Below are 23,277 nucleotides of genomic sequence, written 5' to 3'. Positions count from 1 at the left end.
TCATTTTGCCCCGGCGGCGCGCAGCATCGGCTCCAGCTTCGCCCAGTCGACGCCTTCGATCAACTTGCCGTTGATCTCGAACGCGGGGGTGCCGCGAATCTTCCCGCCGATCGCCTCGGCGCGCTGGATCACGGTTTCCGCCACCTTGGGATCGGCGAGGCACTGGTCGATCGCGGCCTGCGTCATGCCGGCGTCGCGCGCGATCGCGTCCAGCCCGGCGCCTTCCGCCATCGCGCGATATTGCGCCGCCGCGCTGTAGAGGCCGAGCCGCTCGTTGTTGGCGGCGTCATAGTCGATCGCGCGTTGCAGCCATTGCTCCTGTCGCGCGAACAGTGCCTCGTGCAGCTTCGGGAACACCGCCGCGCCGGAACAATGCGCCAGCATCGCCGCGACCAGATCGTAGCGATCGTGGATCGAGCTGCGGATCTCCAGGCTCAGCGATCCGGAGGCGATCATCTTCCCCTTCAGCACTGCGGCCGAATCGCGCGCGAAATGGCCGCAATGCGGGCAGGTGTAGCTGGCATATTCGACCAGCTTCACCCTCGCGGCGGGGTTGCCGATGACATAGCTGCCCTGCGCGGCGGGCGCGGCGACGCTGGTCCACAACCGGGGCGCCGCGACGAGCGGGGCGGCGAAGGCGAGCGCGAGGATCGGGAGCAGGCGTTTCGTCATCGGACGGTCGGCAACCTCGGTGTCGCGACGCCGACGGCGAGCGCCTCCAGCACCGCCTTGAGTTCGGGATCGCCGATCGCGCGCAGGCTGTTGCCCAGCTCGACCGGCACGGGGCGCGGCTCGGCGCGCGGGCGGGGGACGGCGCGCGGCGCGACGTCGCCCTGCCGGATGGTGACGCGCGCGACGGCGGCATAGCCGAAGAAGCGGTTCACCCGCTCGATGATCTCCGGCGTGATATGGCTCATCATCGCGGCATGGGCGCCGCGCACGGTGAGGGTGAGCACGCCGTCCTGCTTCTTGCCCTGCGGGAAGCGGATCGAGTCGGGGGTGCTGGCGCGCGCCAGTTTCTCGCCGACGATCTCCGGCCAGCGCGTCACCACGGCGGACTGGACGAAGCCGAACTTGCGGAATGCCGCGCCGCCCACCGCCGGCAGCAACTCGGCGACCTGGCGCGCCCGGTTCTGGCGCACGGGTTCGGGGGACGGGGCGCGCGGGCGCTTGCTCATTCGGCGGCTCATGCCATAGCCGGGGCGTGGACGCCAAGCATTCGATCGCCGCCGATCTGCTCCGATGGTATGACGCGCATCGGCGCGACCTGCCGTGGCGGGCGCGTCCCGGCCAGCGGGCGGACCCGTATCGCGTCTGGCTGTCGGAGGTGATGCTCCAGCAGACCACCGTCGCCACGGTCGGCCCGCGCTTCACCTCATGGGTGGCGCGCTGGCCCGATATCGCCAGCCTCGCCGCCGCCGACGAGGCGGAGGTGATGGCGGCCTGGGCCGGCCTCGGCTATTATGCCCGCGCGCGCAATCTGGTGAAGGCGGCGCGCGCGGTGGCGGACGAGCACGGTGGCCGGCTGCCCGATACGGAGGCGGCGCTGCGCACGCTTCCCGGCCTTGGCGACTATACGGCGGCGGCGGTCGCGGCGATCGCCTTCGGGCGGCGCGCGGTGGTGGTGGACGCCAATGTCGAGCGGGTGGTCGCGCGGCTGTTCATAGCCGCCGGCAAGCCTGCCGTCCGCGCCGCGGCGGAAACGATCACGCCCGATGAGCGCGCCGGCGATTTCGCGCAGGCGATGATGGACCTCGGCGCGACCGTCTGCACTCCGCGCAATCCGCGCTGCATGCTCTGCCCGCTGACGGCGGGCTGCGCGGCGCGGAGGGAGGGCGTGCAGGAAAGCTATCCGGTCAAGCCGGCGAAGAAGGCGCGGCCGCAACGCTACGGCACGATCTTCTGGCTGGAGCGCGGCGGCGAGGTGCTGCTCGTCCGCCGCCCGGCGCGCGGGCTGCTCGGCGGGATGCGCGCGCTGCCGACCGGGCCTTGGGCGGAGGATCGGCCCGGCCTGGAGGACGCGCCCGTCGCGGCGGGATGGCGGATGCTGAACATCGCCGTATCCCATGTTTTCACGCACTTCGCGCTCGAACTGGCGCTTGCCGTGGCCGACGCGGACGCGCACACACGGCCCGCATCGGGAGAATATTGGCCGGTGGCTAGGATCGATTCGGCGGGCCTGCCGACCGTCTTCGCCAAGGCCGCGCGGGCGATAAGGGGAGAGCTATGCGGTTGATCCATCTGGCCGGCATCGGCGGGGCGCTGGCGACGATCGCGGCGGGGGCGAGTCTCGCGCGGCAGGCGCAGCCCGCGCCCGCGCCGGTTCCGACGCTGCCCACGGTCGCCGCGCGGGCGAACTCGCTGCTGCCCAACATGCAGGCGCTGTTCGACGGCTATGTCGCGGACGGCAAGATGCCGGGCGTGGTCGGCGCGTTCGGCTTCGGCGACCGCCCGACCCTGTTCGTCTCCGCCGGCAGGATCAGCGACGACGCCGATGCCGCGCAGGCGGGGCCGGACAGCCTGTGGCGCGTCTATTCGATGACCAAGCCGATCACCGGCATGGCGGCGATGATCCTCGTCGAGGAAGGCAAGATCGGCCTCGACGACCCGCTCTCCAAATATTTCCCCGCCTTCGCGAAGATGCGCGTGCTGACCAGCCCGGACACCTCGCTGGACAGCGTGCCGGCGAAGAACCCGATCACGATCCGCGAGCTGCTGACCCACACCGCCGGTCTCAGCTACAACATCATCGCCAAGGGACCGTTGCTCAAGGAATATGAGCGGCTCGGCATCCTGCCCGGCGCGGTCAACGCGCAGATGGAGGTGCAGGCGCGCAAGGCCCGCCCCGCCACGCTGGCCGAGTTCGCCAACCGCGTCGCCGAGGCGCCGCTGATCGCCCAGCCGGGGACGAAATGGAGCTATTCGATCGGCCTCGACGTGATGGGGGCGGTGATCGAGAAGGCCAGCGGGATGCCGTTCGACCGCTTCGTGCAGGTGAAGCTGCTCGACCCGCTGAAGATGACCTCGACTTTCTGGACCGTCCCGGCCGGAGACGCGGGGCGGCTGTCGACCAATTACATGTTCGTCGGCGACAAGCGCGTGCCGGTCGATCCGGGCGCGACCTCCGCCTGGCTCCAGCCGCCGAGCTTCCCTTATGGCGGCGCGGGGCTGGTGTCGTCGGCGCGCGATTATGACCGTTTCCTCCACATGTTGCAGGACGGCGGCACGCTCGACGGGGTGCGGGTGATGAAGCCGGAGACGGCGGCGCTCGCGATGTCGAACCTGATGCCGCCGGGCGTCACCTTCGCCGGGCTGGGTGACGGCACGGGCGGCGACATGTCCGCCAGGATGGGGTTCGGCGCGGGCGGCTCGGTCTATCTGGAGGACGGGCCGGGCGATTTGCCGTCGAAGGGCACCTATGGCTGGGGCGGCGCGGCCGGCACGATCGCCTGGGTCGATCCGGCGAAGAAGGTGCGCGGCACGGTGATGGTGCAATATTTCCCGTCCGAGAAATGGCCGCTGCGGCAGGAAGTCGTCGCCGCGTTGGTGAAGGATGTCGCGAGGTTCCGCCGATGATCGCGCCCGGCTTCACCGGCGGCACGCTCGATCGCTCCGATCTGTTGCGCCATGACGAGGAGGCGCTCGCCGCCGCGATGGGCAACTGGCAGGCGCGCCTGCTCAAGCTCCATGCGTGGGAGCCGGAGGTGACCGACGACGGCCAGCTCGGCTGGACGATGCTGACCGAGGCGTCGGACGAGGCGGAATTCGTGTTCCTCGGGCTGGATCAGGGCCGCCCGCGCTTCGCCGCCTTCGAGCCGTCGCAGGGGGCGGCGCCGGGGTTCCGCTCGCCCAATCTGTTCGGGATGCTCGATCAGTTGCGCGAGGGCGAGGCCGCGACCTTCGCCGCCGCGCGCTCGGTGCTCGACTGGCATGCCCGGCATCGCTTCTGCGCCAATTGCGGCGCGCCGACCGCGATGTTCCGTGCGGGCTGGGGGCGCAAGTGCGGGGCGTGCGACACCGAGCATTTCCCGCGCGTCGATCCGGTCGTCATCATGATCGCCGAGCATGACGGGCGCGCGCTGCTCGGCCGCCAGCCGAGCTGGCCCGCCGGGCGCTATTCGGCGCTGGCCGGGTTCGTCGAGCCGGGCGAATCGCTGGAGGAAGCGGTGCGCCGCGAGATCGACGAGGAAGCGGGGGTGAAGGTCGGCGCGGTGCGCTATGTCGCGAGCCAGCCGTGGCCGTTCCCGTCGCAGCTGATGGTCGCCTGTATCGGCGTGGCGGATGGCGACGCGCTGACGATCGACACCAACGAATTGGAAACCGCCGGCTGGTTCACCCGCGACGAGGTGCACGCGGCGCTGGCCGGCGACCCCTCCGCGCCGTTCGGGGCGCCGCCGCGCTTTGCGATCGCCCATACCCTGTTGACCGAATGGGCGGGATGACCGGCCGCCGCGCGGCGCTGGTCGCGGCGGAACAGCGCGCGCTGGCGCTGCTCGACCGGATCGAGGCGCTCGGCTTGATCGCCCCCGGTCGCACCGAGCGCGAGGTGGAGAAGGATATCTACGCCCTCGCCGGGCGCGAGTTCGGCGTGGAGAAGCATTGGCACAAGCGGATCGTTCGTGCCGGCGCGAACACGCTCGCCACCGCGTCGGACAATCCGCCGGTGCGCATGATCGCGCCGGACGACATCGTCTTCCTCGATCTCGGCCCGGTGCTGGGCGAGTGGGAGGCCGATGTCGGGCGCAGCTATGCGCTCGGTCCGGACGCGCGCAAGCAAGCGTTATGCCGCGAGCTGGCGGTACAGTTCGATCGGGTGCGCGAACGCTTCCTCCGCGATCGCGACATCACCGGCGATGCGCTCTACGCCTTCGCCTGCGAATCGGCGGAGACGGCGGGCTGGCGCTTCGGCGGGAAGATCGCGGGACATATCGTCGCGGAGTTTCCCCACGCCCGCCTGCCGGGGCCGAAGCAGGCCAACCACATCAGCCCCGAAAACCCCGACCGGTTGCGTGACCCAGATGCGAATGGCGAGGAGCGCTTCTGGATCCTCGAAATCCATCTGGTCGACCCGGCCGGGGCGTTCGGCGGCTTCTACGAACGCCTGATGCTCGACGGCTGATCAGGGCTTCACGAACTTGAACGTGAACTGATCGGTCTTTCCCCGGATCGCGGGATCGAACACCTTGTTGGTGTGCGGATCGGCCGGATTGGCGTAGATCGGGCTGGTCGCGGCGAGCCTGAACCCGGCCGCCTCGATCTCCTTCTTCGTCGCGTCGGCGTCGCCGCGATGGAGCGTGTCGGCGGAGGCGAACGGCGCCTCGCCCGCCGGCCCGGCATGATCGACCACCAGCAGCACGCCGCCCGGCTTCAGCGAATCGTAGAGCCGCCTGGCGACCGCCGCGCCCGTGCCCGCCGGATCGCGGGCGAGGTGCAGGTCGTGCCAGTTCTCCACCGTGATGATCGCGTCGAGCTTCTCGGGGAAGGCAAAGCTGGTCAGCGGATCGCGGACGGCGACGGCATTGGCATAGGGCTTCACCACCGCATCCTGCTTCGCGGCGGCATCCGGGTTGCGCGCGACGGACTCGCCGGGCTGATAGGCATAGACCTTGCCGCTGGCGCCGACGAGCGGGGCCAGGATGCGCGTCCAGTAACCGCCGCCCATGATGAAATCGGCCACCTTGTCGCCCCGCTTCACGCCCATGAAGGTGAGCAGCTCGGCCGGGTGACGCGCGGCGTCGCGCGCCTTGTCCGCCTCCGGCCGTGCCGGATCGGCGAGCGCCATGTGGATCGCATGTTCGCCCGCGCCCATGTTCTTCATGTCGTGCATCGGCTGCTGCTGCGCGGCCACCGGCACGGCGAGCAATAGAGCGGTAGCGGTGATGGCTGCGAATCGCATCGGGTCATCCTCCCATGTGTATGAGGTTGCTCTACCACATTGCTGCCGTCGGCGAGCGCCCCTAGATTCAACCGGATGTCTGGTTACGGCCCCCCCGATCGCTTCAACGAGGAAAAGGCGACCTACGCCGTGCGCGGCGCCGACGCGCCCGATCTGACGGGCGGCGTCGCGGCGATCCGCAACGTGGTGCAGACGCTGCCGCTGAAGCCCGGCGTCTATCGGATGCACGACGCGCGCGGCGACGTGCTCTATGTCGGCAAGGCGCGCGCGTTGAAGAACCGCGTGACCAATTACACGCAGGTCGAGCGGCTGCCGCGCCGGCTCCAGCGCATGGTCGCGCTGACGCGATCGATGACGATCGTCACGACCAACAACGAGGCGGAGGCGCTGCTGCTGGAAGCGCAGCTCATCAAGCGCTACCGTCCCGCCTACAACGTGCTGCTGCGCGACGATAAGTCCTTCCCGTTCATCCTGCTGCGCGCCGACCATGAATTCCCGCGCATCCAGAAGCATCGCGGCGCGCGGCGCGCGAAGGGTGATTACTACGGGCCGTTCGCCAGCGCCGGCAGCGTCAACAACACGTTGAACGCGCTCCAGAAGCTGTTCCTGCTCAGAAGCTGCACCGACGGCTTCTTCAAGACGCGCGACCGGCCGTGCCTGCTCTACCAGATCAGGCGTTGCTCGGCGCCGTGCGTCGGGCGGATCGACGCGGCGGGCTATGCCGAGCTGGTGGGAGACGCGAAGAAATTCCTCTCCGGCAAGGCGACCGACGTGCAGGCCAAGCTCGGCGCGCAGATGACGGCGGCGGCGGAGGCGATGGACTTCGAGCTGGCCGCTGTGCTGCGCGACCGGCTGAAGGCGCTCACCTTCATCCAGGGCAGCCAGTTCATCAACGCCGAGGGGGTGGGGGACGCGGACATCTTCGCGCTCGCCCGGCACGAGGGGGTGATCGGCATCCAGGCGTTCTTCATCCGCGGCGGGCAGAATTGGGGTCACCGCAGTTTCTTCCCCGCGCACACCGCCGATGTGCCGGAGGATGAGGTGCTCCAGCAATTCCTGATGCAATTCTATGAGGAGGTGCCGCCGGCGCGCTGCGTGCTGGTCGATCGCGCGCTGCCCGAAGCGCCCTTGCTCGCGGAGGCGCTGACCGGCTCCGCCGGCCGCAAGGTGGCGATCGAGGTGCCGCAGCGCGGCACGCGGCGCCGGCTGATGGAGCAGGCGCGCCGCAACGCGGAGGAGGCGCTGGAGCGCCGGCTGGCCGAAAGCACGACGCAGGCGAAGCTCAACCGCGAGGTCGCCGAGCTGTTCGGGCTGGCCGAGCCGCCGCAGCGGATCGAGATCTACGACAACAGCCACATCCAGGGGACGAACGCGCTCGGCGCGATGGTCGTCGCGGGGCCGGAGGGGTTCCGCAAGGGCCAGTATCGCAAGTTCAACATCCGCAACAAGGATACCGTCCCCGGCGACGATTTCGCGATGATGCGCGAGGTGCTGACGCGCCGCTTCGCCCGCGCGCTGGAGGAGGACCCGGATCGCGATTCGGATAGCTGGCCCGATCTGGTGCTGCTCGACGGCGGGCGCGGGCAGCTCAACGCGGCGAAAGCGGTGCTGGAGGATCTCGGTATCGAGGATATCTGCGTGGTCGGCATCGCCAAGGGGCCGCACCACGGCCGCGAGGGGCGCGAAGTGTTCCACCTGATGGACGGGCGTGAATTCACGCTGCCGGTGAATGCGCCGGTGCTGTTCTATCTCCAGCGGCTGCGCGACGAGGTGCATCGCTTCGCGATCGGCGCGCATCGCGAGAAGCGCGCGAAAGCGATCGGGGCCAGCCCGCTCGACGAGGTGCCCGGCATCGGCCCGGCGCGCAAGAAAGCGCTGCTGATGCACTTCGGCACCGCGCGCGCGGTGCGCGACGCCAGCCTCGCCGATCTCCAGAAAGCGCCCGGCGTGTCGGCGGCGGTGGCGCGGCAGGTGTACGATTTCTACCACGCGAAATGAGTTGCGGGCGGGCCGCCCCGCCGCCTAGCATCCGCGCGTAAGAACCGGGGGATAGTGGATATATGCGGCGCTTGCCGTTGTTCGTTGCCTTGCTTGTCACCAGCGCGATGGCACAGGCGGGGGAAAAGCCGTTGTATCAGCCGGCGCCGGCATGGGTGAAGCCGGCGCCTGCCGTCGACGCCGCGAAGCTGACCGGCGACGCGCCGGTGTTGCTGCTGTTCGACAACCAGCAGCGGCTGGAGGACGGGCGCGTCTGGTCCTATGTCGAATCCGCCGCCCGCGCCGCCTCGACCGAGGCACTGGGCAGCATCGGCACGATCCAGCTTCAATGGCAGCCGTCGCAGGGCGACCTGATCGTCCACCGCGCCGAGATCATCCGCGGCGCCGAGCACATCGACCTCATCAAGGGCGGCAATCCGTTGACCGTGCTGCGCCGCGAGCAGGGCATGGAGCAGCGCATCCTCGATGGCCGGCTGACCGCGACCATGCCGGTCGAGGGCCTGCGCGTCGGCGACGTGCTGCATCTCGCCTTCTCCGTCACGCGCCGCGATCCGACGCTGAAGGGCGACATGCAGGCGTTCGCGCCCCTGATGTTCGCCCCGACGCGGGTGGGGTTCGCACGCGTCCGCCTGTCGTGGCCGGCGAAAAGCGACGTGCGGTGGAAATCCTATGTCGACGGGCTGTCAGCGCGGCCGGTGGTGGAGAACGGCTACGATACGCTCGACGTGACCCTCCCGCTGCCCAAGCAGCCGGACATGCCGACCGACGCGCCGGCCCGTTTCGCCAAGCTGCCGATCATCGAGGCGAGCAGCTTCGCCGACTGGGCGGCGGTGTCGAAGGTGATGGCGCCGCTCTACGCGACGGAGGGGCTGATCGCGCCCGGCAGCCCGCTCGCGGCGGAGGTCGCGCGGATCAAGGCGGCCGAGAGCGATCCGCTCAAGCGCGCCGCGCTCGCGCTGCAACTGGTGCAGGAGAAGATCCGCTATTTGCTCATGGGCATGGACACCGGCAATTACGTGCCCCAGTCGCCGGCCAAGACTTGGGAGGGGCGCTACGGCGACTGCAAGGCGAAGACGCTGTTGCTGCTCGTCCTGCTCCACGAGCTGGGGATCGAGGCGGAGCCGGTGCTCGCCAATTCCAAGCTTGGCGACATGGTGCCGACGCGGTTGCCCGGCGCGGCGGCGTTCGACCATGTGTTCGTCCGCGCGACGGTGAACGGCGAGACGTTGTGGCTCGACGGGACCGGCGCCGGCGCGCGGCTGGCCGATATCCATGACACGCCGGGGCTTGGCTATGTCCTGCCGGTGCGGGCGGGCGGCGCCGAGCCGATGCGGATCGACCTGCGCGCGCCTGCTCGCCCAGATATCGCGGTCGCCATGAATTACGACCAGAGCGCCGGCATCGGCCTGCCCGCGCCGTTCGACGCGACGGTGACGCTGAAGGGCGCTCTGGCGGAGATGACGCGGTTGGCCAGGGCGCAGGGCAGCAAGGACGATATCGACAAGCTCGCGCGTTCCCTGATCGGCTCATACGACAAGAATGTGAAGGTCGTGTCGCAGGACATCTCCTTCGACGATGCCGCCGGCACCGCGCGCGTCGCGATTACCGGACTGGCCTACCCGAACTGGGAGCGCGAGAACGAACGCTGGCGGCTCTCGCTCGATCGCGTGGTGGGGGCGATCGATTTCAGCCCGGATCGCGCACGCACCGCGTGGAAGGACATTCCGGTCAGGACCGACGGGCCATCCTATATCGCCATCCGCGCGCGACTGCGGTTGCCGCGCGGGGCGGCGGGTTTCGTCATCGACGGGACGAAGGCGGACAAGGCGACGCTGGGCGGCAACGCGATCGATCGCTCCGTCAGTCAGGACGGCGAGTGGATCACCGTCAATGACGCGGCGATCAACACTGGTGCGGAGATCGCCGCCGCCGATATCCCGGCCGAGAAGCGGCGGCTGAGCGCGGCCAAGGCGAACCTGCCGCGCGCGGTGGCGCCTGCGGACTACCCCAGTTCGTGGGAAGAGATCGCCGCCGCGCGGCGCGAGCGGCGGCTGGAGCCGATCCTCGCGATCTACGCACGCGATATCGCGGCGCGGCCGGACGAGCGGGAGGGCTACCTCAACCGCGCCTGGTTCCTTGAGAAAATCTACGACCGAAAGGCGGCGATTGCCGATCTCGACAAGGCGTTGGCGCTCGAGCCGGACGCCCAGACCTATCTGAAGCGCGCCAGCCTCTATGCGGGCCTAGGCAACGACGACAAGGCGCTGGCCGACGCGGTGGAGGCGAACAGGCTCGATCCGTCGGACGACAATGCGCTCATGCGGCTCGCCGACGCCCGCGCCGAGCATGGCGAGAAGGATGCGGCGTTCGATCTGGTGCAGGAGCGGATCGATCAGGGCGGCAAGAACCGCGCCGCCTATATGGCGGTGAAGGCTGATCTCCAGATGCGCCTTGGCGACAAGGACGGCGCGATCGAGACGATGGACAGCGCGATCGCGCTGAAACCGGGCGATGCCGATCTGCTCAACAGCCGGTGCTGGCTGAAGGGCGTCGGCAATGTCGGGATGGACAGCGCGCTCAAGGACTGCACCCGCGCGATCGAGTTGGCCGACGGCGCGTCGCAGGCTCTGGACAGCCGGGCGATGGTCTATTTCCGCATGGGGCGGCTGGATGACGCGCTCGCCGATCTTGACGCGGCGCTGGCGATTGATCCCGATCTGGCGGCCAGCCTCTACATGCGCGGGGTGGTCCGTCGGCGGGCCGGAAAGACGAAGGAAGGCGAGGCCGATCTCGCGGCGGCGCGACTCCTGTCGCCACGGATCGATCGGGACTACAGCCGCTACGGGATCGTGCCCTGATCGTCGCAATTCATTGGATTCCGGGCCGTCCGGCCTTTCCGGTTTGTTCATCCCCGCATCATATACCTTTGGCGGGATGCACGTTTTTCTGACGATCGACACCGAGCTGAGCTGGAGGCACCATGCCGCCGGCCTGCCGCCGGAGGAGGTGGTCGCGCGGTCGCTCGAGCCGGCGGGGGTGGGAATCGCGCATCAGCTCGATCTGCTCGCGCGGCATCGGCTGAAGGCGACCTTCTTCGTCGATCCGATGCCCGCGCTGGTCTATGGCATCGCGCAGCTTCGCGCGGTCGTCTCGGCGGTGCTGGCGGCGGGGCAGGAGGTGCAGCTTCATCTCCACCCCAATTGGCGCGGCGCTTCGCTGGAGGATCGCGGGCTGCACGATGCGTTCGAGCTGAGCGCCTTTCCGCGCAACGTGCAGCGCGACCTGATCGTCTGCGGCATGGAATTGCTGGCCGAAGCCGGCGCGCCGTTGCCGATCGCCTTCCGCGGCGGCAGTTACGCCGCGAACGACGATACGCTCCTCACGCTGGCGTCGCTCGGTTTCGCCTACGACAGCAGTCACAACGGCGCTGAACACCCGTGGCCCAGCGCGATCGGCCTGTCGCCGGCGCGGATCGCGCCGGTCGCGCGGCACGGCGTGGTCGAGGTGCCGGTGACGGTGATCGAGGATCAACCGGATCAGCGCCGCCCGTTCCAGGTCTGTGCGCTGTCTATTCGTGAACAGGCCGCCGCGCTCGATCATGCGATCGCCGCCGGCCATGTCGCGACCACCATCGTCGGTCACAGCTTCGAGCTGGCGGTGCGTGGCGGGACGCGCCCGAACATGATCCACACGCGCCGCTTCGCGCAATTGTGCGCGCTGCTCGACGCGCGCCGCGCCGAGGCACCGACCGCGCATTTCATCGATCGCCCGACGCTGCCGCTCGACCGCGACGACCTGCCGCTGCCGCCGCACTATAGCCGCCGTCGCCTTCGGCAGGTGGAGCAGGCATGGTCGAACATCGTCGAGGAACGCGCGGTGTGAGCGCCAGCGCGCTCAGGTTCCAGATCGGCGCGCGCACTCTCGGCGAGATACCGCGCCGGCTCGTCCGCGTGGCGTTGTCGCTCGATCAGGCGCTGGCCGGCGCGGCGCCCGCACTGCCGCCGCTCGACGGGCGGGCGGACGGCTTCCTCGTTACCTCGCTGCCGGAGTCAGTCGCGCTCCAATGGCCGGGCATCTCCTTCGTCCGCCAGCGCTACGTCCGCTATCATGTCGATCTCGCGGCAGGCGCGGATGCGTGGCGCGCCGGGCTTTCGGGGCAGGCGCGCGCGACGCTGAAGCGCAAGGCGCGGAAGCTGGCGGCGGCGAACGGTGGACGGCTCGACGTGCGCCGCTATCGCACGCCGGCGGAGCTGGCGGTGTTCCATCCGCTCGCCCGCGCCGTTTCCGCCACCACCTATCAGGAGCGGTTGATGGGCGCGGGGCTGCCGGACGATCCCGCGCACGGCACGGAGGCGGCGGCGCGGGACGAGGTGCGCGCGTGGCTGATGTTCCTCCACGACCGGCCGATCGCCTATCTGTGGTGCGGCGCGGATGGCGATACCCTGCGCTATGAGCACGTCGGCCACGATCCGGCGCACAATGCGCTGTCGCCGGGGAGCGTGCTTCTGGGCGAGGCGCTGATGGGCTTGTTCGACGATCGCTTCCACCGCTTCGACTTCACCGAGGGTGAGGGACAGCACAAGCGCGCGCTGGCGAGCGGTGGCGTGGCCTGCCGCGACCTGCTGCTGCTCCGTCCGACGCTCGCCAACCGCGCGGCGGTGGCGGCGGTCGGCGGGTTCGACGCGGCGATGCGGGTCGCCTCACGCGCCGCGCGGACGCCCGCGCTGGCTGGCCTCGCCCGACGCATACGGCGATAGCGCGCGCCGCCGCGCCCGCCTACATTCGCCGTCATGCACCTGATCGCCGATGCCATCGTCCTCGCGGTTCGCGCGCATGGCGAACATGGCGCGGTGGCGCGCGCGCTGACCCCGGCGGACGGGGTGCGGGCGGGTTATGTGCGCGGCGGCCGCTCGCGCCGCATCGGGCCGATCCTCCAGCCGGCGAACCTGATCCGGGGCGAGTGGCGCGCGCGCAGCGACGAGCAGCTACCCGTGCTGACGGTCGAGTTGCTCCACAGCCGCGCAGCCCTGTTCGCCGCGCCGCTGCCCGCCGCCGCGATCGAGTGGCTAGCCGCGCTCACCGCCGTCGCCTTGCCCGAGGCGCAGCCCTTTCCGCGCCTCCACGCCGCGCTGGCCGGGGTGCTCGACGCGATCGAGGCCGCGCCGGCCGCGCGCGGCTGGGCGGGGAGCATCGCGCGCTACGAATTGCTGCTGCTCGCCGAACTCGGCTTCGGCCTTGATCTCGATCGCTGCGTGGCGACGGGCGGGGCGGACGATCTCGCCTTCGTCAGCCCGAAAAGCGGCGCGGCGGTGAGTCGCGCGGCGGCGGCGGGATATGAATCGCGGCTGTTCGCGCTGCCCTCCTTCATGCGCGAAGGCGGCGAGGCGGGGTGGGACGATGTGCTCGCCGCGCTCGATCTCACCGGCCATTTCCTCGCCCGCGATGTGCTGACCGACCGCCGCGCCGAGCCGCTGGTTGCCCGCGCGCGGCTGCTCGACCGGCTGAAAAGGGCGGTTGCGTGACCCCGATTACGCCGTAAGAGCGCTGCCCGAACGAAAGGGACTCTCATGGCAACGATCGCGATCCTCGCCGGCGACGGCATCGGCCCCGAAGTAACCACCGAGGCGCGGCGCGTGCTGGAGGCGCTCGGGCTGGACCTGTCGTTCGAGGAGGCGCTGGTCGGCGGCGCGGCCTATCACACGACCGGGCACCCGCTGCCGCCGGAGACGCTCGACGTGGCGCGGCGCGCGGATGCGATCCTGTTCGGCGCGGTCGGCGATCCGGCCTGCGACTCGCTGGAGCGACATTTGCGCCCGGAGCAGGCGATCCTCGGGCTGCGCAAGGAACTCACCCTGTTCGCCAACCTTCGTCCTGCGAAATTGTTCGCCGGGCTGGAGGACGCCTCCGCGCTTCGCCCCGAAGTGGCGCGCGCGATCGACCTGCTGATCGTCCGCGAACTGAACGGTGATGTCTATTTCGGCGAGAAGGGGATGCGCACCACCCCCGCCGGCCTGCGCCAGGGCTATGACGTGATGAGCTATGACGAGGCGGAGGTGCGCCGCATCGCCGTCGCCGGTTTCGAGGCGGCGCGGCGGCGGCGCGGCAAATTGTGCTCGGTAGACAAGGCCAATGTGCTGGAAACCTCGCAGCTCTGGCGCGACGTGGTGATCGAGACGGCGGCGGACTATGCCGATGTCGAGCTGACCCATATGTATGTCGACAATGCCGCCATGCAACTCGTGCGTTCGCCGGGGCAGTTCGACGTGATCGTGACCGGCAATCTGTTCGGGGATATCCTGTCCGATCAGGCGAGCATGTGCGTCGGTTCGATCGGGCTGCTGCCGTCGGCCTCGCTCGATGCGGCGGGCAAGGGATTGTATGAGCCGATCCACGGCTCCGCGCCCGATATCGCCGGGCAGGGGAAGGCGAATCCGTGCGCCGCGATCCTCTCAGCCGCGATGATGCTGCGCCACTCGCTCGGGCAGGCGGACGCGGCCGATCGCGTCGAGGCGGCGGTGGCGGCGGCGCTCGCCTCGGGCAAGCGGACGGGCGATCTCGGCGGTGCCTGCTCGACGCGCGAGATGGGCGAGGCGGTGCTGGCGGCGCTCTGACCCCGTCGCCTCACACCCACGAGGGCAGCCAGGTCCAGTGATGGAACGCCTTCGGCCCGTCGAGCGGCAGGGCCGACAGCGCGGGGAAGAAATACAGCGCCAGCACCAAAGCCGCGAGCGTGAAGCCCGTGTCCCACCGCCCGAGCCGATCGCGCCAGTGATCGAAGGCGGCGGCGATGGCGATCACCAGGAAGATGCTGGACGGGTAGTAATAATAATAGAATCCCAGTGACTTGGGGATGATCGCGAAGATCGCCACGCTCGCCGTCCACAGGGCGAAGGCGGCGAGCAGGCGCGGGCTGCGCGACTTGAGCCAGCCCCACAGGCACGCCGCCACCGCGACCAGCCCGCTCCACATGATGAGCGGATTGCCGATCATCAATATGCCGCGCTGGGCGCCCTCGATTGGCTCGTAGAGATACCAGATCGGCCGGATCAGCAGCGGCCACGACCACCAGCTCGATTGATAGATGTGCGACGGCAGCACCTGCACCTGCTGCTCGTACATGTATTTCTGGAGTGGCAGCAGCCCTTGCCAGGTCAGCGGGTCGGCGGAGAAATGGAAGATCGGCAGGAAGGTCGCGAAATAGGTCGCGATCGAGACGATGCCGAGCAGCGCCAGTGCCGGCAGCGGGCGCAGCCCCGGCCAGCGGCGCGGGTCGCCGCGCTTCAGCAGCACGAACGCCAGCGCGGCGAAGGCGACATAGGGCGCCGCCGCCCATTTGCACGCCGTCGCCGCGCCGAGCAGCACGCTCGCCGCGATCCACTTCCCCCAGCCGCCGCTTTTCATCGCCCAGGCGATCATCGCGATCGCGACCGTGAGGAAGGCGGCCATGAACACGTCGAGCGTGGCGATCCGCGCCTGCACGAAGATGGTGAAGTTGAGGATCGCCAGCACGCCCGCGATCAGCGCCGCGCGCAGCCGCCCGGTCATCAACTGGACGATCGCGAACACCGCGACCACCGTCGCCGTGCCCGCCAGCGTCGACATGAAGCGCCAGCCAAGCGGCGAATCGCCCAGCAAACGGATGCCCAGCGCGATCAATTCCTTGGCGAGCGGGGGATGCTCGACGTTGAGCAGGCGCGACCGGGCAAGGAAGGTGCGTGCCGCCGGGACGTAATAGATTTCGTCGAACACCATCTTGTGCGGCATGCCGACGCGGATGAGGAACAGCGCCTCCGCCACCGCGCCGAGCAGGATCGCCACCGGCAGCGGCTTGCGGGGAAGCCACGGGTCGACCGTCCGCCGGATGCTCTCGCTCATCCCTCGCGCTGTAGCGCCGCGCGCGTCGCGCCGACAAGCCCACGGCGCTTGCGGTGGATGGCGGTTTGCGGGCAAAGGGCAAGCCATGAAACGCCGCACCGGACAAGACCGCTCGATCACCACCAACTGGCGCCCTGCCACCCGCGCGATCCGTGGCGGCACCATGCGATCGGAATTCGGCGAGACGTCCGAGGCGCTGTTCCTCACCTCCGGCTATACTTACGATTGCGCGGGCGACGCCGCCGCGCGCTTTGCCGGCGAGCAGCAGGGGATGACCTATTCCCGGCTCCAGAACCCCACGGTGCAGATGCTGGAGGAGCGGATCGCGCTGCTCGAAGGGGCGGAGGCGTGCCGCACCATGGCATCCGGCATGGCGGCGATGACGGCGGTACTGTTGTGCCAGCTCCAGGCGGGCGATCACGTCGTCGCCGGCCGCGCGGCGTTCGGCTCGTGCCGCTGGCTGGTCGATACCCTGTTGCCGAAGTTCGGCATCGCGACGACGGTGATCGACGCGCGTGACCCGCAGGCATTCGCCGACGCGGCGCGGCCCGAAACCAAGGTGTTCTTCTTCGAGACGCCGGCCAATCCGACGATGGATATCGTCGATCTGCGCGCCGTGTGCGGCATCGCGCGGGAGCGGGGGATCACCTCGGTGGTCGACAATGCCTTCGCCACCCCCGCGCTCCAGCGCCCGCTGGAGTTCGGCGCGGACGTGACGGCCTATTCCGCGACCAAGCTGATGGACGGGCAGGGCCGCGTCCTCGCCGGCGCGGTGTGCGGGACGAAGGATTTCGTCGAGAACACCTTGCTCGCCTTCACCCGCAACACCGGGCCGACGTTGTCGCCATTCAACGCCTGGGTGGTGCTGAAGGGGCTGGAGACGCTGGACCTGCGCGCGCGCCAGCAGTCGGAGAATGCGATGAAGGTCGCGCGCTTCATGGAAGGCCGCGTGCCGCAGGTGCTGCATCCCGGCCTGCCGAGCCACCCGCAGCACAATCTCGCCATGTCGCAGATGGATGCCGCCGGCCCGATCTTCGCGTTCGAGGTGGATGGCGGGCGCAGGCAGGCCCATGCGCTGCTCGACGCGCTGCAACTGATCGACATCTCGAACAATATCGGCGATTCGCGGTCGTTGATGACCCATCCCGCCACCACGACGCATCATTCGGTCGCCGAGGACAAAAGGCTGGAGATGGGCGTCACCGACGGGATGCTGCGTTTCAATGTCGGGCTGGAGGACGCGGACGACCTGATCGAGGATCTCGATCAGGCGCTTCGCGTGGCGGGGTTGTGAAGGCGCTCTTCCCCTACGACGAAACCACGCGCGGCGTGACGGTGCGCGTCGCCGTCAGCTATCTGCCGGAGCAGTCGGAGCCGGCGCGCGGGCGCTGGTTCTGGGCCTATCACATCCGCATCGAGAACGGCGGCGAGCGGATTGTCCAGCTTCTCACGCGCCACTGGATCATCACCGACGCGCGCGGCGCGCAGCATTCCGTGGAGGGCGAGGGCGTGGTCGGCGAGAAGCCGGTGATCGCGCCGGGCGGCAGCTACGACTACGTCTCCGGCTGCCCGCTCGCCACCTCGTCCGGCTCGATGCGGGGCAGCTATCGCATGGTGGGGGAGGATGGCGCGACGTTCGATGTCACGATCCCCAAATTCGCGCTGCTCGCGCCGGCGGTGGGGGCATGAAGCGCACGCATCTGCCGCTCAATGGCCTGCGCGTGCTCGATGCGGCGGCGCGGCACCTGTCCTTCACCCGCGCGGCGGACGAGCTGGCGGTGACGCCGGCGGCGGTCGGCCAGCAGATCCGCGCGCTGGAGGATACGCTCGGCGTCGTGCTGTTCCGCCGCACCACCAAGGGGCTTGAGCTGACGCCGGAGGGCGAGGCCGGGCTGGCGGCGCTGCGCGACGGCTTCCTCCATTTCGAGGATTCGGTGCGCGCGATGCAGGCGGGCCAGTCCTCCAAGTCGCTCACCATCGCCGCGCCGCGCGATGTGACGCAGAAATGGCTGATGCCGCGCCTCGCCGAGATCGCGCGGGCGGATGGCGAAATGCGCTTCATCCTCGTCGCGGCGGACGATGTGGTCGATTTCACCGAAGCCAACCTCGATCTCGCGATCCGCTGGGGCGAGGGGCCGGGCACGCACGAGGGCGAGGCGCTGGAGAGCGAGGGGATGATCACCGTCGCGCGGCCGGGCGGCGCGGCGAGCGACGTGCGGATCGGCTGGCCCGGCTGCGGCGCGGAGGATGCGTCGTCGCCCGTCCGCGTGGCCGATGCCGGCCTCGCGATCGATGCCGCCGCCGAGGGGCTGGGCCGCGCGACCGTGCCGGAGTTGCTCGCCGCGCGCGATCTGGCGGCGGGCCGCGTCGTGCGCGTCGGCGAGGCAAGGCTCTCGCGGCTCGGCTATTGGCTGGTCGCCCCGCTGCCGCAATGGCGGCAGAAGAAGGTGCAGGCGCTGGTCGACGCGCTGACGGCGTGAGGCGGGTTCAAGCCCTTTCCATGCCCCGGATTTGAAGCGCGCGCCGCCTTGGTCTATCGCGCGCCCATTCCCGGCACCTGAACGGAAACCATGACACTTTATTCCCGCTTTGCCGCGCATGTCGATGCGGCGCTCGACGCCTTGGCCGCCGCCGGCTCGCTGCCGGCCGATCTCGATCGCCGCAATGTGACGGTCGAGCCGCCGCGCGACGCGAGCCACGGCGATCTCGCCACCAATGCCGCGATGGTGCTCGCCAAGGCCGCCAGGGCCAATCCGCGCGCGCTCGCCGAGCAGATCGCCGAGGAGTTGCGCCGGCTGGACGAGGTGGCGGCGGTCGAGATCGCCGGCCCCGGCTTCATCAACATGCGCCTCACCGACGATACCTGGCGCGCCGAGCTTTCCGCGATCCGCGACGCCGGCGGCGATTACGGCCGGTCGAGTCGCGGGCGTGGCGTGCGCGTCAATGTCGAATATGTCTCCGCCAATCCGACCGGGCCGATGCACATGGGGCATTGCCGTGGCGCGGTGGTGGGCGATGCGCTCGCCGCGCTGCTGGAGTTCGCCGGCTATGACGTGACGCGCGAATATTATGTCAACGACGCCGGCGGGCAGGTCGATGTGCTCGCCCGCTCGGCGCATCTGCGCTACCGCGAGGCGCTGGGCGAGGATGTGGGCGGGATTCCCGAGGGCCTCTATCCCGGCGACTATCTTGTTCCGGTGGGCCGCTCGCTGGCGGACGAGTTTGGCGACCGCTACGCGAAGGCGCCGGAAAGCGAATGGCTGGTGCTGTTCCGCACCCGCGCGGTTGCGGCGATGATGGCGCTGATCAAGGCCGATCTCGCATTGCTCGGCATCCACCATGCGGTGTTCGCCTCGGAGGCGGAGTTGCAGGCGGCGGGCAAGCCCGAGGCGGCCGAGAAATGGCTGCGCGCGCGCGATCTCGTCTATGACGGTGTGCTCGACGCGCCCAAGGGCGAGGTGCCGGACGATTGGGAGCCGGTGGAGCTGCCGCTGTTCCGCTCCACGAAGTTCGGTGACGATCAGGATCGCCCGATCAGGAAGTCGAACGGAAGCTGGACCTATTTCGGCGCCGACCTCGCCTATCATTTCCAGAAGGCGGAGAGCGCCGACGAGCTGATCGACATCTGGGGCGCGGACCATGCCGGCACGGTGAAGCGCATCACCGCCGCCGTGGCCGCGCTGACCGAGGGGCGTACCCGTTTCGACGTGAAGCTCGTCCAGATGGTTCGCCTGATGCGTGGCGGCGAGCCGGTGAAGATGTCGAAGCGCGCCGGCAATTTCGTCACGCTGGCGGACGTGGTGCGCGAGGTGGGCAAGGACGTGGTGCGCTTCACCATGCTCACCCGCCGCGCCGATGCCCAGATGGATTTCGACTTCGCCAGGGTGGTCGAGGCGTCGAAGGACAATCCCGTCTTCTACGTCCAGTACGCCCATGCCCGCACCGCCTCGCTGCATCGCCGCGCGGCGGAGGCGGGAATTGACGCGACCAGCCCCGATCTGTCCCGTCTTGATACGGAGGAACTGGCGCTGGTGAAGCTCGCCGCGCAATTCCCGCGCGTCGTGGAAACCGCCGCCGCCGCGCGTGAGCCGCACCGTATTGCCTTTTATCTATATGATTTGGCGGCTGCTTTTCACTCGCTATGGAATGTCGGCAACGATCGCACGGATCGCCGCTTCCTCGTCCCTGAAGATTCGGCGTCGAGCGCGGCGCGTCTGCTCTTGGCGGACGGGTGCGCGCAAATTATCCGGAACGGGTTATCCATCATGGGGGTGGAAGCGGTCACGGAGATGTGAGCCATGACGGGCTTGGACGAGATTGATCTGGGCAACCTCGATCGATTGCCCTGGCTGGAATCGGCGGAGCCGGAGGAAGAGGAAGAGCCCGGCCTGCTGCGCACCGTCGCCTGGGTGATCCTGGGGCTGCTGCTCCTCGCGGGGGTGATCTTCGGCGTCTACAAGATGCAGCGCCACCCGGCTTCCACGGACGGCAACGGCGCGCTGATCAAGGCGCCGGCTGGCGACTACAAGGTCAAGCCGGAGGAGCCGGGCGGGCTGAAGGTAAGCGGAGAGGGCGATTCGGCCATCGCCGCCAGCGCGGGCGCCAATTCGTCCGCCGCGATCGACCTCACCGCCGTGCCCGAAGCGCCGATCGACGGCCGCCGCACCGCCGGCAAGCCGACCTCCGCGCCGACCGCCGGCGGCCGCACCGTCGCGGCCGAGGTGCCCCGTTCCGCGCCGAAGCTGACAGCCGCCGAGCCGGTTTCCGCGCCGCGCGCGCCGGTGCCGGGCGCGGGATCGGGCGGCGCGCTCGTCCAGCTCGGCGCCTTCCCGAGCGAGGCGGTGGCGAATGCGGCGTGGAGCGCGCTGGCCAAGAGGTTCAGCTATCTCGCGACCCTGGGCAAATCGGTGCAGGCCGCCGAGGTCAACGGCAGGAAGGTCTATCGCCTGCGCGTCAACGCGGGCAGCGCGGACGCGGCGGCGGATATCTGCGGCCGGCTCAAGGTGGCGGGCGAGCGCTGCTTCGTCACGGGCGGCTGATCGGCGCTTTCCCGGCGCGGGCGGGGGCGGTATCGCGGCGGCATGAAGCCAGTGATCTTCGGCCTCGCCGGCCCGGTTCTCAGCGATGACGAGCGTGCTTTCTTCCGCGAGGCGCGCCCGGCCGGCTACATCCTCTTCAAGCGCAACGTCGCCGATCGCGCCCAGCTTCGTGCGCTGACCGATTCGCTGCGTGAACTGGAGGGGCGCGATGACGTCGCGATCCTCGTCGATCAGGAGGGCGGGCGGGTCGCGCGGCTCGGGCCGCCGGAATGGCCCGCCTTTCCCGCCGGCCCCGCGTTCGACGCACTATATGAGCGCGCGCCGATGTCCGCGATCGAAGCGGCGCGCGCCAATGCCCAGGCGATCGGGTTGGTGCTGGCGGAGGTCGGAATCACGGTCGATTGCCTCCCGCTGCTCGACATCGCGCGTGAAGGGACGACCGAGGCGATAGCCTCGCGCGCCTATGGCCATGAGCCGAAGCGCGTCGCGGCGATGGGGCGGGCGACGCTGGAGGGGCTGGCGGCGGCGGGAGTGGTAGGCGTGGTCAAGCACATGCCGGGGCACGGCCGGGCGATCGTCGATTCGCATCATCATCTTCCCACCGTCACCGCATCCGACGCCGAGTTGGAGGAAGACCTGGCGCCGTTCCGCGCGCTGGCCGGCGCGCCGATGGGGATGACCAGCCATATCGTGTTCGAGGCATGGGACCGCGAACGCCCCGCGACGCTCTCGCCGGTCGTGATCGGGGACGTGATTCGCCGCCGCATCGGCTTCGACGGCCTGCTGATGACCGACGATGTCGACATGAAGGCGCTATCCGGCACCGCCGGGGAGAAAGCCGCCGGGGCGATCGCGGCCGGATGCGATCTGGTGCTCGATTGCTGGGCGCGGATGGACGAGATGGTCGAGATCGCCGGGCGGCTGGAGGATATTTCCGCCATCTCTCGCGCACGCCTCGATCGCGCGATGCCGAGCGCCGCCCCGGCGAAAGGCGACCTCGCCGCGTTGATCGCGAAGCGCGACGCCTTGCTGGCGGTGGCCGAGGGCTGAGAATCTCGCCGTATGAAAATCGTTCCCGGACCGTGCTTGTCTAAGGCCCCATGGTTCTGCCAGCATAAGGCGATGGCCTTGTCCCTTCGCCCCGAAGCCCCGCGTTGACCGACGACGCCGACACGCTGACGCTCGATCTCGACGGATGGGAGGGGCCGCTCGACCTGCTGCTCGCGCTCGCGCGGTCGCAGAAGGTCGATCTGAAGCAGATTTCGATCCTCGCGCTGGTCGAGCAATATCTCGCCTTCATCGATCAGGCCCGCTCGCTGCGGCTGGAGCTGGCGGCGGATTATCTCGTGATGGCGGCGTGGCTCGCCTATCTCAAATCCGGCCTACTGCTGCCGCGCGATCCCGAGGTGGAGCCCAGCCCCGAGGAACTGGCGCTGCGGCTGCAACTCCGCCTCGAACGGCTCAATGCGATGCGCGAGGCGGGCGCGCGGCTGATGGCGCGGGACCGGCTCGGCCGCGACGTGTTCCTCCGCGCCGCGCCGGAGGGGTTGCGCACCGTGCGCAAGGCGCGCTGGACGGCCGAGATCTACGACCTGATCGCCGCATACGGCCGCATCTCCGCGCGCACCCGCCCGGTGATGCACGTCGTCCATGACCGGCAGGTGATGACGCTCGAATCCGCCATCGAGCGCGTCTCGGCGCTGATCGGCACGGCGATCGAATGGGCCGCGATCGAGCGCTTCCTGCCGGAGGGCGCGTCGGGCACGTTCCGCAAGTCGGCGCTGGCGTCGAGCTTCCTCGCCGCGCTGGAACTGGCGCGGCAGGGGCGGGTGGAACTGGCCCAGAAATCGCCGTTCGCACCGCTCTATCTGCGGGCGCCGGCATGAACCCGCCCGATGATCTCGTCCGGGCGGTCGAGGCGGTGCTGTTCGCCGCGACCGAGCCGATGACGGCGGAGGCGATCCGCGCGCATGTCGGCGAGGGCGACGTGAAAAGCGCGCTCGCCGCGCTGGCGGCGGATTATGCCGGGCGCGGGATCAACCTCGTCCAGCGCGCCGATCGCTGGCATTTCGAGACCGCGCCCGATCTCGCCCACCTCTTGCGCCGTGATCGCGAGGAGGCGCGCAAGCTCTCCCGCGCGGGGATCGAGACGCTGGCGATCATCGCCTATCATGAGCCGGTGACGCGCGCGGAGATCGAGGCGATCCGCGGCGTGCAGATATCCAAGGGCACGCTCGACGTGCTGATGGAAGCGGGTTGGGTGCGCCCCGCCGGGCGGCGCGAGGTGCCTGGGCGGCCGCTGATGTTCGCGACCACGCCGGGCTTCCTCGATCATTTCGGCCTCGAGAGCCGCCGAGACCTGCCCGGCATCGACGATCTGAGGGCGGCCGGCCTGCTCGATCCGGTTGATTTGGCGTTCGATCAACTCGCGGTGGAAAAGGACGACGAGGACGACTAGATAGGCGGTTC

General features: G+C 69.6%; 22 protein-coding genes. 18 read left to right on the top strand and 4 right to left on the bottom strand.

Translation table 11 applies throughout. The annotated features are described in order from the left end of the window. Together F9288_RS17640 and F9288_RS17635 are read right to left on the bottom strand one after the other, a co-directional pair. The gene (locus tag F9288_RS17640) at positions 1-672 is read right to left on the bottom strand and encodes a thioredoxin domain-containing protein (protein WP_174837994.1); all 672 of its coding nucleotides are present in this window, start codon (positions 670-672) and stop codon (positions 1-3) included. Beyond that, positions 669-1,178 (bottom strand): DUF721 domain-containing protein, encoded by a 510-nt coding sequence (locus F9288_RS17635; RefSeq protein WP_254620935.1) that lies wholly within the window; start codon positions 1,176-1,178, stop codon positions 669-671. The genes F9288_RS17640 and F9288_RS17635 overlap by 4 nt, the downstream gene beginning before the upstream one ends. Before the next feature lie 26 nt (positions 1,179-1,204). On the opposite strand from F9288_RS17635, the gene F9288_RS17630 reads away from it, so the two are divergent. From F9288_RS17630 to F9288_RS17615, 4 genes are read left to right on the top strand one after another with little or no spacing between them, the layout of a single operon-like run. Next, positions 1,205-2,236: an A/G-specific adenine glycosylase gene (locus F9288_RS17630; protein WP_254620934.1), complete on the top strand. Its 1,032-nt coding sequence runs from the start codon at positions 1,205-1,207 to the stop codon at positions 2,234-2,236. Then, entirely contained in the window at positions 2,227-3,576 is a 1,350-nt protein-coding gene (locus F9288_RS17625; protein WP_174837991.1) for a serine hydrolase, read from the top strand. Before F9288_RS17630 ends, F9288_RS17625 begins: the two co-directional genes overlap by 10 nt. Continuing rightward, positions 3,573-4,442, top strand: coding sequence for an NAD(+) diphosphatase (nudC, locus tag F9288_RS17620; protein WP_174837990.1), 870 nt, complete (start codon positions 3,573-3,575; stop codon positions 4,440-4,442). The genes F9288_RS17625 and nudC overlap by 4 nt, the downstream gene beginning before the upstream one ends. Continuing rightward, entirely contained in the window at positions 4,439-5,119 is a 681-nt protein-coding gene (locus F9288_RS17615; RefSeq protein WP_254620933.1) for a M24 family metallopeptidase, read from the top strand. The genes nudC and F9288_RS17615 overlap by 4 nt, the downstream gene beginning before the upstream one ends. Here the strand turns inward: F9288_RS17615 and F9288_RS17610 are convergent, their stop codons facing one another. Next, positions 5,120-5,896 carry a class I SAM-dependent methyltransferase gene (locus F9288_RS17610; protein WP_174837988.1) on the bottom strand — a complete coding sequence of 259 codons (777 nt, stop codon included), beginning with the start codon at positions 5,894-5,896 and terminating at the stop codon, positions 5,120-5,122. A 75-nt stretch (positions 5,897-5,971) separates the two neighbouring features. Between F9288_RS17610 and uvrC the strand changes: the two genes are divergently transcribed. The 6 genes from uvrC (at position 5,972) to leuB (ending at position 14,505) form a co-directional block, all read left to right on the top strand. Continuing rightward, on the top strand, positions 5,972-7,894 hold the full coding sequence (uvrC, locus tag F9288_RS17605) for an excinuclease ABC subunit UvrC (protein WP_174837987.1): 1,923 nt from the start codon (positions 5,972-5,974) through the stop codon (positions 7,892-7,894). Positions 7,895-7,956: 62 nt separating this feature from the next. Continuing rightward, positions 7,957-10,752, top strand: a complete 2,796-nt coding sequence (locus F9288_RS17600) for a DUF3857 domain-containing protein (RefSeq protein WP_174837986.1) — start codon at positions 7,957-7,959, stop codon at positions 10,750-10,752. Between the two features lie 76 nt (positions 10,753-10,828). Then, entirely contained in the window at positions 10,829-11,776 is a 948-nt protein-coding gene (locus F9288_RS17595; RefSeq protein WP_174837985.1) for a polysaccharide deacetylase family protein, read from the top strand. Continuing rightward, positions 11,773-12,651: a GNAT family N-acetyltransferase gene (locus F9288_RS17590; protein ID WP_254620932.1), complete on the top strand. Its 879-nt coding sequence runs from the start codon at positions 11,773-11,775 to the stop codon at positions 12,649-12,651. The genes F9288_RS17595 and F9288_RS17590 overlap by 4 nt, the downstream gene beginning before the upstream one ends. A 33-nt stretch (positions 12,652-12,684) precedes the next feature. Beyond that, the gene (gene recO, locus F9288_RS17585; RefSeq protein WP_174837983.1) at positions 12,685-13,416 is read left to right on the top strand and encodes a DNA repair protein RecO; all 732 of its coding nucleotides are present in this window, start codon (positions 12,685-12,687) and stop codon (positions 13,414-13,416) included. A gap of 45 nt (positions 13,417-13,461) precedes the next feature. Beyond that, positions 13,462-14,505 (top strand): 3-isopropylmalate dehydrogenase, encoded by a 1,044-nt coding sequence (gene leuB, locus F9288_RS17580; protein WP_174837982.1) that lies wholly within the window; start codon positions 13,462-13,464, stop codon positions 14,503-14,505. Positions 14,506-14,515: 10 nt separating this feature from the next. Here the strand turns inward: leuB and F9288_RS17575 are convergent, their stop codons facing one another. Beyond that, positions 14,516-15,769 carry a glycosyltransferase family 39 protein gene (locus F9288_RS17575; RefSeq protein WP_174837981.1) on the bottom strand — a complete coding sequence of 418 codons (1,254 nt, stop codon included), beginning with the start codon at positions 15,767-15,769 and terminating at the stop codon, positions 14,516-14,518. Positions 15,770-15,854: 85 nt separating this feature from the next. Here F9288_RS17575 and F9288_RS17570 point away from each other — a divergent pair, with 85 nt between their 5' ends. The 8 genes from F9288_RS17570 to scpB all read left to right on the top strand — a co-directional run bounded on the left by F9288_RS17570 (position 15,855) and on the right by scpB (position 23,266). Beyond that, entirely contained in the window at positions 15,855-17,063 is a 1,209-nt protein-coding gene (locus tag F9288_RS17570; RefSeq protein ID WP_174837980.1) for a PLP-dependent aspartate aminotransferase family protein, read from the top strand. Beyond that, complete coding sequence (gene apaG, locus F9288_RS17565; RefSeq protein ID WP_174837979.1) at positions 17,060-17,458, top strand: Co2+/Mg2+ efflux protein ApaG; 399 nt, start codon at positions 17,060-17,062, stop codon at positions 17,456-17,458. Before F9288_RS17570 ends, apaG begins: the two co-directional genes overlap by 4 nt. Then, positions 17,455-18,249, top strand: a complete 795-nt coding sequence (locus F9288_RS17560; protein WP_174837978.1) for a LysR family transcriptional regulator — start codon at positions 17,455-17,457, stop codon at positions 18,247-18,249. The genes apaG and F9288_RS17560 overlap by 4 nt, the downstream gene beginning before the upstream one ends. A gap of 90 nt (positions 18,250-18,339) precedes the next feature. Continuing rightward, positions 18,340-20,064 (top strand): arginine--tRNA ligase, encoded by a 1,725-nt coding sequence (gene argS, locus F9288_RS17555; protein WP_174837977.1) that lies wholly within the window; start codon positions 18,340-18,342, stop codon positions 20,062-20,064. 3 nt (positions 20,065-20,067) lie between these two features. Continuing rightward, on the top strand, positions 20,068-20,808 hold the full coding sequence (locus F9288_RS17550; protein ID WP_174837976.1) for an SPOR domain-containing protein: 741 nt from the start codon (positions 20,068-20,070) through the stop codon (positions 20,806-20,808). A 42-nt stretch (positions 20,809-20,850) separates the two neighbouring features. After that, complete coding sequence (nagZ, locus tag F9288_RS17545) at positions 20,851-21,858, top strand: beta-N-acetylhexosaminidase (protein ID WP_174837975.1); 1,008 nt, start codon at positions 20,851-20,853, stop codon at positions 21,856-21,858. Between the two features lie 104 nt (positions 21,859-21,962). Next, positions 21,963-22,694 (top strand): ScpA family protein, encoded by a 732-nt coding sequence (locus F9288_RS17540; protein WP_174837974.1) that lies wholly within the window; start codon positions 21,963-21,965, stop codon positions 22,692-22,694. Continuing rightward, entirely contained in the window at positions 22,691-23,266 is a 576-nt protein-coding gene (scpB, locus tag F9288_RS17535; protein ID WP_174837973.1) for an SMC-Scp complex subunit ScpB, read from the top strand. The genes F9288_RS17540 and scpB overlap by 4 nt, the downstream gene beginning before the upstream one ends. Positions 23,267-23,277 lie beyond the last annotated feature (11 nt).

The organism is Sphingomonas sp. CL5.1 (genome assembly GCF_013344685.1).
In the GTDB taxonomy this organism is placed as follows: Bacteria; Pseudomonadota; Alphaproteobacteria; order Sphingomonadales; family Sphingomonadaceae; genus Sphingomonas.
Note: the sequence above shows the minus strand (reverse complement) of the source record. Positions and strands in the feature narration are given on the sequence as shown.

Bases quoted from the DNA above. Each gene is read 5' to 3' on its own strand.
- F9288_RS17640 (WP_174837994.1), bottom strand. From the start codon at position 672: ATGACGAAACGCCTGCTCCCGATCCTCGCGCTCGCCTTCGCCGCCCCG.
- F9288_RS17635 (WP_254620935.1), bottom strand. From the start codon at position 1,178: ATGAGCAAGCGCCCGCGCGCCCCGTCCCCCGAACCCGTGCGCCAGAAC.
- F9288_RS17625 (WP_174837991.1), top strand. From the start codon at position 2,227: ATGCGGTTGATCCATCTGGCCGGCATCGGCGGGGCGCTGGCGACGATC.
- nudC (WP_174837990.1), top strand. From the start codon at position 3,573: ATGATCGCGCCCGGCTTCACCGGCGGCACGCTCGATCGCTCCGATCTG.
- F9288_RS17615 (WP_254620933.1), top strand. From the start codon at position 4,439: ATGACCGGCCGCCGCGCGGCGCTGGTCGCGGCGGAACAGCGCGCGCTG.
- F9288_RS17610 (WP_174837988.1), bottom strand. From the start codon at position 5,896: ATGCGATTCGCAGCCATCACCGCTACCGCTCTATTGCTCGCCGTGCCG.
- uvrC (WP_174837987.1), top strand. From the start codon at position 5,972: ATGTCTGGTTACGGCCCCCCCGATCGCTTCAACGAGGAAAAGGCGACC.
- F9288_RS17600 (WP_174837986.1), top strand. From the start codon at position 7,957: ATGCGGCGCTTGCCGTTGTTCGTTGCCTTGCTTGTCACCAGCGCGATG.
- F9288_RS17595 (WP_174837985.1), top strand. From the start codon at position 10,829: ATGCACGTTTTTCTGACGATCGACACCGAGCTGAGCTGGAGGCACCAT.
- recO (WP_174837983.1), top strand. From the start codon at position 12,685: ATGCACCTGATCGCCGATGCCATCGTCCTCGCGGTTCGCGCGCATGGC.
- leuB (WP_174837982.1), top strand. From the start codon at position 13,462: ATGGCAACGATCGCGATCCTCGCCGGCGACGGCATCGGCCCCGAAGTA.
- F9288_RS17575 (WP_174837981.1), bottom strand. From the start codon at position 15,769: ATGAGCGAGAGCATCCGGCGGACGGTCGACCCGTGGCTTCCCCGCAAG.
- F9288_RS17570 (WP_174837980.1), top strand. From the start codon at position 15,855: ATGAAACGCCGCACCGGACAAGACCGCTCGATCACCACCAACTGGCGC.
- F9288_RS17560 (WP_174837978.1), top strand. From the start codon at position 17,455: ATGAAGCGCACGCATCTGCCGCTCAATGGCCTGCGCGTGCTCGATGCG.
- argS (WP_174837977.1), top strand. From the start codon at position 18,340: ATGACACTTTATTCCCGCTTTGCCGCGCATGTCGATGCGGCGCTCGAC.
- F9288_RS17550 (WP_174837976.1), top strand. From the start codon at position 20,068: ATGACGGGCTTGGACGAGATTGATCTGGGCAACCTCGATCGATTGCCC.
- nagZ (WP_174837975.1), top strand. From the start codon at position 20,851: ATGAAGCCAGTGATCTTCGGCCTCGCCGGCCCGGTTCTCAGCGATGAC.
- scpB (WP_174837973.1), top strand. From the start codon at position 22,691: ATGAACCCGCCCGATGATCTCGTCCGGGCGGTCGAGGCGGTGCTGTTC.